The organism is Streptosporangium sp. NPDC001681 (genome assembly GCF_040298085.1).
In the GTDB taxonomy this organism is placed as follows: Bacteria; Actinomycetota; Actinomycetes; order Streptosporangiales; family Streptosporangiaceae; genus Streptosporangium.
Window position 1 is genome coordinate 155,426 of sequence record NZ_JBEOZN010000005.1, and the last position, 6,360, is coordinate 161,785.

Below are 6,360 nucleotides of genomic sequence, written 5' to 3' on the forward strand. Positions count from 1 at the left end.
AACCTCATACGGCCCCTCCGAGGAGCCGGGTCCCTAGAATCGGTGCGATGACGACCTCTTCCCGTCCTCCGCTCGCCGAGACCCTGGACCTGCTGCCGCACCCCGAGGGTGGCTGGTTCCGCGAGACCTGGAGAACCTCCGTCGACCTCACCCCGCCCGGGTACACCGGAGCGCGGGCCACCGCGACGGGGATCTACTTCCTGCTGGGACCCGGCGAGGAGTCGCGCCCGCACGTGGTCGCCTCCGACGAGGTGTGGCTCTGGCACCGGGGCGGCCCGCTGACACTGGTCCTCGGCGGCCACGAGGGCCAGCCCACCCACTCCGTGACCCTGGGTCCACTGGTGGAGGAGGGCCAGGTCCCGCAGGCGGTGGTGCCCGGCGGCACCTGGCAGGCCGCCCGCCCCGCCGGGGACGAGGCCGTGCTGGTGAGCTGTGTCGTGTCCCCGGGTTTCGACTTCGCCGACTTCCGGCTGATGTGACGGCCTCGTCCTTCGCGGGGAGAATGCGGTCACAGGTCCATACCGGGAGGTCGAAGGTGACCAGCGAGATCGTCTCCGTCATCGGCGGAAAAGAAGCGTCCAACGGCACCGCCTACGAGTCGGTCAACCCGGCTCGCCTGAACGAGGTGGTCGCGCGGGTCCGGCTGGCGGACGCGAGCACGTTCTCCTCCGCGTGCCGCACGGCCACCGCGGCCCAGCGGGAGTGGTCTCGGGTTCCCGCGCCCGTCCGGGGGCGGGTGATCGCCTCGATCGGGCGGCTGGTGGAGGCCAACGCCGAGGAACTGGCCCGCCTGGTCACCCGCGAGATCGGCAAGCCGTACGCCGAGGCGCTGGGCGAGGTACGCGAGATCGTCGACACCTGTGACTTCTTCCTCGGCGAGGGCAGGCGGCTGTACGGGCAGACGGTTCCCTCGGAGATGCCGGACAAGAACCTGTTCACCTTCCGGGTCCCCGTGGGAGTGGCCGCGGTGATCACGGCGGGAAACTTCCCGGTCGCGGTGCCGTCGTGGTACCTGGTCCCGGCGCTGCTGTGCGGCAACGCGGTGGTGTGGAAGCCCGCCGAGTACGCGGCGGCCTCCGCGCACGCGCTCTACCGGCTGTTCACGGCGGCCGGGCTGCCCGACGGCGTGCTGAACCTGGTCCTCGCCGACGGTGCCACGACGTTCGAGGGCCTGGAGTCGGCGCTGGCCGAGGGCACGGTGCACAAGGTCGGGTTCACCGGATCCACCGCGGTGGGCCGCGCCGTCGGCGAGCTGTGCGGGCGCCACCTGCAGTCCCCCTGCCTGGAGCTGGGCGGCAAGAACCCGATGGTGGTCATGCCGGACGCCGACCTGGACCTGGCCGTGGAGGGCGCACTGTTCGCGGGCTTCGGCACCGCCGGGCAGCGTTGCACGTCACTCGGCACGGTGATCGTGCACGAGAGCGTCCACGAGGAGTTCCTCCGCCGGTACGCGCGCGCCGTGGCGGAGGCGGCGATCGGCGACCCCGCCGGGGACGTGCTCTGCGGCCCGCTGCTCGAGGAGAGGTTCGCCTCGCGCTACGAGGAGTACCTGGGCTGGATCCAGCCGCACCACACCGTCGTCTCCGGTCCCACCGGCCGCATCACCCCGGACAACCCACGCGCCGGCTTCACCGGGGAGGGCGGCCTCTACTACCACCCGGTGATCGTGGACGGCGTCCGCCCCGGCGACCGGCTCTTCCTTGAGGAGACCTTCGGCCCCATCGTCGGCGTGACCGCCTTCAGCACGCTGGAGGAGGCCGTCGAGTTGGCCAACCTTCCCGGCTACGGGCTCTCCTCCTCCATCTACACCACCGACCCGAAGTCGGCGTTCCACTTCCGCGCCGGCATCGGCGCGGGCATGGTGAGCGTCAACAACTCCACCTCCGGCGCGGAGGCTCACCTGCCCTTCGGCGGCAACGGCAGATCCGGCAACGGCAGCCGCCAGTCGGGGGTGTGGGTTCTCGACCAGTTCACCCGCTGGCAGGCGATGAACTGGGACTACTCGGGCAGGCTGCAGAAGGCCCAGATGGACGTCGCCGAGATCGTCCCCGACCTGGACTTCCGCCTCTGATACCCGGTGACCACCGGACCCCGCCCCGCGGCGGGGTCCGGTGGTCCGTGGCGGCGGGTTCAACGGTGGGGAATCACGTGTTCGAAGAGCTCGAAGCTGGTGAAGAGCAGGAACGCGGCCACGATGAGGGAGTACAGCAGGGCCGGCTGCGGCACGCGGCGACGCGGCCGGGGCCCGGCGGGCGAGGCACCGGCTCCCCGCGCGGGGACCGAGGTCGGAGCGGGGTCTGGGGCCGGGGCGGGGCCGGGGGTGAGAGCGGCGGCGGGGAACGGGGTGCCGTTCTGGGGGTGCGCGCCCACCGGGAAGACGCGGACACCGTCACAGCCGCAGGCGGGGCAGCTCAGTCCCGACCAGGGCGGCTGGACCATGACGCCCGACCTCAGCCAGAGCACGACGTCGTGTCCGTGCCCGTCGGTCAGGTGACGGACGAGGTACTCCTCCTGCCAGAGGTGCCCGCAGCGCGTGCACCCCAGTGGCCAGGTCTCGTGAGCGCTGAACTCCTCGTGCACGAGGACCACCCCCATTGTGTCAGCGAACATCCCATCTGAGTGTGGGCGCCCTCCCCCGTTACAGCAAGCGATGAAAAGGTGCGAAATCTGTTACGACCGCACAATGAGACCATATAATGAGACGATTCTTCTTGAAATATGAGATTCCTGCTACGGTCGGGACCGACGGACAGAAGGAGGGGTCTCCCATGACAGGCAAGGACGCCGTCTACACGCACGGACACCACGAGTCGGTGCTCAGGTCCCACCGGTGGCGTACCGCGGAGAACTCGGCGGCCCACCTCCTGCCGTACCTGAGAGCGGGCATGACGCTGCTGGACGTGGGCTGCGGGCCCGGCACCATCACCGCCGACCTGGCGGAGCGTGTCGCGCCCGGCACGGTCACCGCGGCCGAGATCAGCGAGGAGGCGCTCGGCCTGGCCCGCGCGGAGGTGGAGCGGCGCGGGCACTCCGGCGTCGAGTTCTCCATGGCGGACGTGCACGAGCTGCGCTTTCCCGACGACACCTTCGACGTCGTCCACGCCCACCAGGTGCTCCAGCACGTCGGCGATCCCGTGCTGGCGCTGCGCGAGATGCGGCGGGTCTGCAGGCCTGGCGGGATCGTCGCGGTACGCGACAGTGACTACACCGCGTTCACCTGGTTTCCCGAGATGCCCGAACTGGACGAGTGGCTGGACCTCTACCTGAGATTGGCCAGGGCCAACGGCGGCGAGCCCGACGCGGGGCGGCGACTGCTTTCCTGGGCGCACGCGGCGGGGTTCACCGACGTCTCGGCCACCTCCTCTACCTGGTGCTTCGCCACACCCGAGGACCGCGCCTGGTGGGGCGGCATGTGGGCCGAGCGGATCCTGAAGTCCGACATGGCCCGCCAGGCCCTCGCCTCGGGCAGCACCGAGGAGGACCTGCGCCGCCTCTCAGAAGGCTGGCGCGCCTGGGCAGGGGAGCGGGACGGCTGGCTGTCACTGCTCCACGGCGAGCTGATCTGCCGCGTCTGACCGGCCCCGAGCCCACCGGTGAAGGGCCCGGGGCGCCCTCGGCGAAGGCGCCCCGGCGGAGGGTCAGGGTTGCTGGGTGATCTTGACGTTGTCGATGCCGGCCTCCACCAGGGAGGCACCCGAGGCGTCGGCGGCCTCGATCAGGATGCGGACCGTCTGGCCCGCGAAGGCGGAGAGGTTGGCCGTGGCGACCGCCCAGGCGCCGTTGCGGTTGGCGGCCGCGCCGAGCTGCTGGAACACCTGGGTGGTGGTGGAGCCGACGACCTTCACCCGCAGGAAGTCGGCGGTGGAGGAGTTGGAACCGTGCGCCAGATACCACGACAGCGACAGGTTCAGCGTCCCGGTCGACGGCAGGGTGATGGCCGGTGACTGGATGCTGGTGACTCCTCCGTCGATGTCGTGGTCGCCCGCCGCGGTGCCCGCGAGCCTGCCGGTGACCAGGTCGTTGGTGCCGCTGACCGTGGTGCCGAGCTGCTTGGCGCCGCTGGAGGTGGTGGCCTGCGGGACGCCGCGCTCCCACTGGCCCGAGGTGGCGGTGTCGGTGCCCGAGGGGTTGGTCGTCCAGCCGGTCGCCGTCTCGAACTCGTCGGAGTAGACGGTCACCGGCGGGGTGCCGGTGCCGCAGTACTGCGACTCCTTGCCGATGACGCGGTAGACGCAGTCGGAGTACTCCAGGAAGCGGAGCACGGCTTCGCGGTTACGGGTGGTCTGCGGGACGATCTGCTCGTCGGGAGGGTAGAAGCCCGGCGAGGAACCGGTCGGGTACATCTCGAAGGTGTAGCTGAAGATCTTGTAGACGCCCCACATCCAGTCGTCGATCGAACCGTCGGTGATGTAGAGATCACTGGCCTGCTGGGGGGTGTAGTTGTTGGTGGCGGCCATGTTCTGGCCCAGGGTCGCGTGGGCGTCGCGGTCGTCCTGGGTCAGGCCGGGGCCGGTGTCGTTGTAGGTGTAGCCGTACGGCCACAGGATCAGCTCACCGTAGGTGTGCCAGTCGATGTGCGACTTGATCTGCTGCACGCCGCCGACGACCCTGCTGCGGACCCAGTTGGCCACCGCCCTGACCTCGGGAGCCGACTCGGCCGCGGAACCCCGGTAGGTGTCGCTGGAGCTGGAGCCGGAGGAGCCGCCGCAGCAACCCCACTGGTGGCCCCAGTTGCGGTTGAGGTCGGTGCCCACGTACGACGAGCCGGAGTTGGGCTGCCGGTTCTTGCGCCAGGAGCGGTAGGAACCGGTGGCGATGTCGTACTCGCCACCGTCGGGGTTGAGGTCCGGCATGATCCAGATCTCGCGGGTGTTGACCAGGTTGGCGATGCGGCTGTCGGTGCTGTAGCCGTCGGTGAACAGGTTGAGCAGGTAGATCGCCATCTCGACGGTCATGTGCTCGCGAGCGTGCTGGTGGTGCGTGAACAGCACCTCGGGCTCGTTCTCGTCCGTGTCGACGTTGTCGCTGATCTTGACGGCGATCAGGTCGCGTCCCTCGTACGAGGTGCCATAGCTGATCTTGCGGGCGATCGTCGGGTGGTCGGCGACGATCTGGTTCACCGCGGCGGTCATCTCGGCGTAGTTGTGGTAGCCGGAGTCGGCCGAGGGGAAGTCCGAGCGCCGTTCGGCCCCGGTCGGGGATAAGGACCGGGGAATCCTCGTGACGGTGTGGCCGAGTTTCTTGATCTCGGCGACCTCGGCCTCGCTGGCGGTGACCACGACCGAGTCGGCATCGACCTGATCGATCGCGGCACCGGTGGCCGCGATCGCGCTTCGCTGCTGGGAGGTGCTCGGCCCCTGGACCTTGTACTGGCTGTTCGGTTGCGGCTCGGCCGAGGCTCCCACCCCGTTCACACCAAGACATAACAGCGCCAAAGCGGCGAACACCACGATCAGACGGCGTCTCACCTGCGTCCTCCTCAGGCACGCACTCTAGGGATTTGTCGCGTGCCTCCACTGAGAGTCAGACAGGGAGGTTGATTAGCAAAGGCCCAAATTTTAGGAGCCGCACACCCTTCGTCCTGAGATCAGAAGACGACCTCGAACCAGAGCGTCCTGGCGCCCTCGGGTGCGTCGTCCTGGATGCCCCAGTTGTCGGCGAGCAGGTCCACCAGGAACATGCCTCGCCCGCCCTCCGCCTCGGGGTCGTTGCGCACGTGCGGCATCGACGCGCCGGACCCGGCGTCACAGACCTCGACCAGCACCACGGCCGACCCCACCGCCACGGTCATCGCGACCTCTCCACCCCCTCCGGAACCCGAGTGGAGCACGGAGTTGGTCACCACCTCGCTCACCAGGAGAATGACGTCGTCGGACGCGGGGTGTCCCTCGCCCAGAAGCTCCCTGACCCGGCTTCGCGCCATCGACACCGACTCCGGGACCCCCTTGAGGGTCACCGTGGATCGAGGTGAGACGGCCTGCCGTCCGGTCGTCATCAGATACCTCCAGCGTGGAGACCCCCGCCTTCAGGCGGGGAAGGAAACGCGGCACGGTGCCGCGTTTCTGGGTGGGTGGTGTAGCCGTAGCCATCGGCTCGCTGGAGCAGGTGGACGTGGCGGTGGCCGATGCTCTGCACGAGGCCGTGCCGGGTGGTGATGTTGAAACTGCCGGTGCTGCGGACCGCGACGCGGCCGAGGTGGACCCCGGCCTTCTTGCCGCTCACTACGACGGCGCGGACCAGGTCGCCGGTGGCGAACCCCTTGACCTGCTTGGTCCGGGGTAGCCGCAGCCGGGGAAAGCCGTAGCGGTCGGTGCGGGTGCGGGCGTAGGTGCCGCGCCCGGTCGCCTTGACCACCAGGAC

General features: G+C 69.6%; 6 protein-coding genes and 1 pseudogene. 3 read left to right on the forward strand and 4 right to left on the reverse strand.

Annotation, left to right across the window (positions count from 1 at the left end; genetic code table 11):
* Positions 1 to 47: 47 nt before the first annotated feature.
* On the forward strand, positions 48 to 479 hold the full coding sequence (locus tag ABT130_RS03915) for a cupin domain-containing protein (protein ID WP_350916394.1): 432 nt from the start codon (positions 48 to 50) through the stop codon (positions 477 to 479).
* 56 nt (positions 480 to 535) lie between these two features.
* On the forward strand, positions 536 to 2,071 hold the full coding sequence (locus ABT130_RS03920) for an aldehyde dehydrogenase family protein (RefSeq protein ID WP_350952621.1): 1,536 nt from the start codon (positions 536 to 538) through the stop codon (positions 2,069 to 2,071).
* A 59-nt stretch (positions 2,072 to 2,130) separates the two neighbouring features.
* On the opposite strand, the gene ABT130_RS03925 is transcribed toward ABT130_RS03920, so the two are convergent.
* The gene (locus ABT130_RS03925) at positions 2,131 to 2,610 is read right to left on the reverse strand and encodes a hypothetical protein (protein ID WP_350952623.1); all 480 of its coding nucleotides are present in this window, start codon (positions 2,608 to 2,610) and stop codon (positions 2,131 to 2,133) included.
* Positions 2,611 to 2,768: 158 nt separating this feature from the next.
* On the opposite strand from ABT130_RS03925, the gene ABT130_RS03930 reads away from it, so the two are divergent.
* Positions 2,769 to 3,575 (forward strand): class I SAM-dependent methyltransferase, encoded by an 807-nt coding sequence (locus ABT130_RS03930; protein ID WP_350952625.1) that lies wholly within the window; start codon positions 2,769 to 2,771, stop codon positions 3,573 to 3,575.
* Positions 3,576 to 3,638: 63 nt separating this feature from the next.
* Here ABT130_RS03930 and ABT130_RS03935 read toward each other — a convergent pair whose 3' ends face one another.
* The 3 genes and pseudogenes from ABT130_RS03935 to ABT130_RS03945 form a co-directional block, all read right to left on the reverse strand.
* Entirely contained in the window at positions 3,639 to 5,468 is a 1,830-nt protein-coding gene (locus ABT130_RS03935; protein WP_350952627.1) for a M14 family metallopeptidase, read from the reverse strand.
* 119 nt (positions 5,469 to 5,587) lie between these two features.
* On the reverse strand, positions 5,588 to 5,995 hold the full coding sequence (locus ABT130_RS03940) for an ATP-binding protein (protein ID WP_350916379.1): 408 nt from the start codon (positions 5,993 to 5,995) through the stop codon (positions 5,588 to 5,590).
* A pseudogene (locus ABT130_RS03945) lies at positions 5,995 to 6,360 on the reverse strand (hypothetical protein); the annotation flags it as partial. The pseudogene ABT130_RS03945 and the gene ABT130_RS03940, both read right to left, overlap by 1 nt.

Bases quoted from the DNA above. Each gene is read 5' to 3' on its own strand.
- ABT130_RS03915 (WP_350916394.1), top strand. From the start codon at position 48: ATGACGACCTCTTCCCGTCCTCCGCTCGCCGAGACCCTGGACCTGCTG.
- ABT130_RS03925 (WP_350952623.1), bottom strand. From the start codon at position 2,610: ATGTTCGCTGACACAATGGGGGTGGTCCTCGTGCACGAGGAGTTCAGC.
- ABT130_RS03930 (WP_350952625.1), top strand. From the start codon at position 2,769: ATGACAGGCAAGGACGCCGTCTACACGCACGGACACCACGAGTCGGTG.
- ABT130_RS03940 (WP_350916379.1), bottom strand. From the start codon at position 5,995: ATGACGACCGGACGGCAGGCCGTCTCACCTCGATCCACGGTGACCCTC.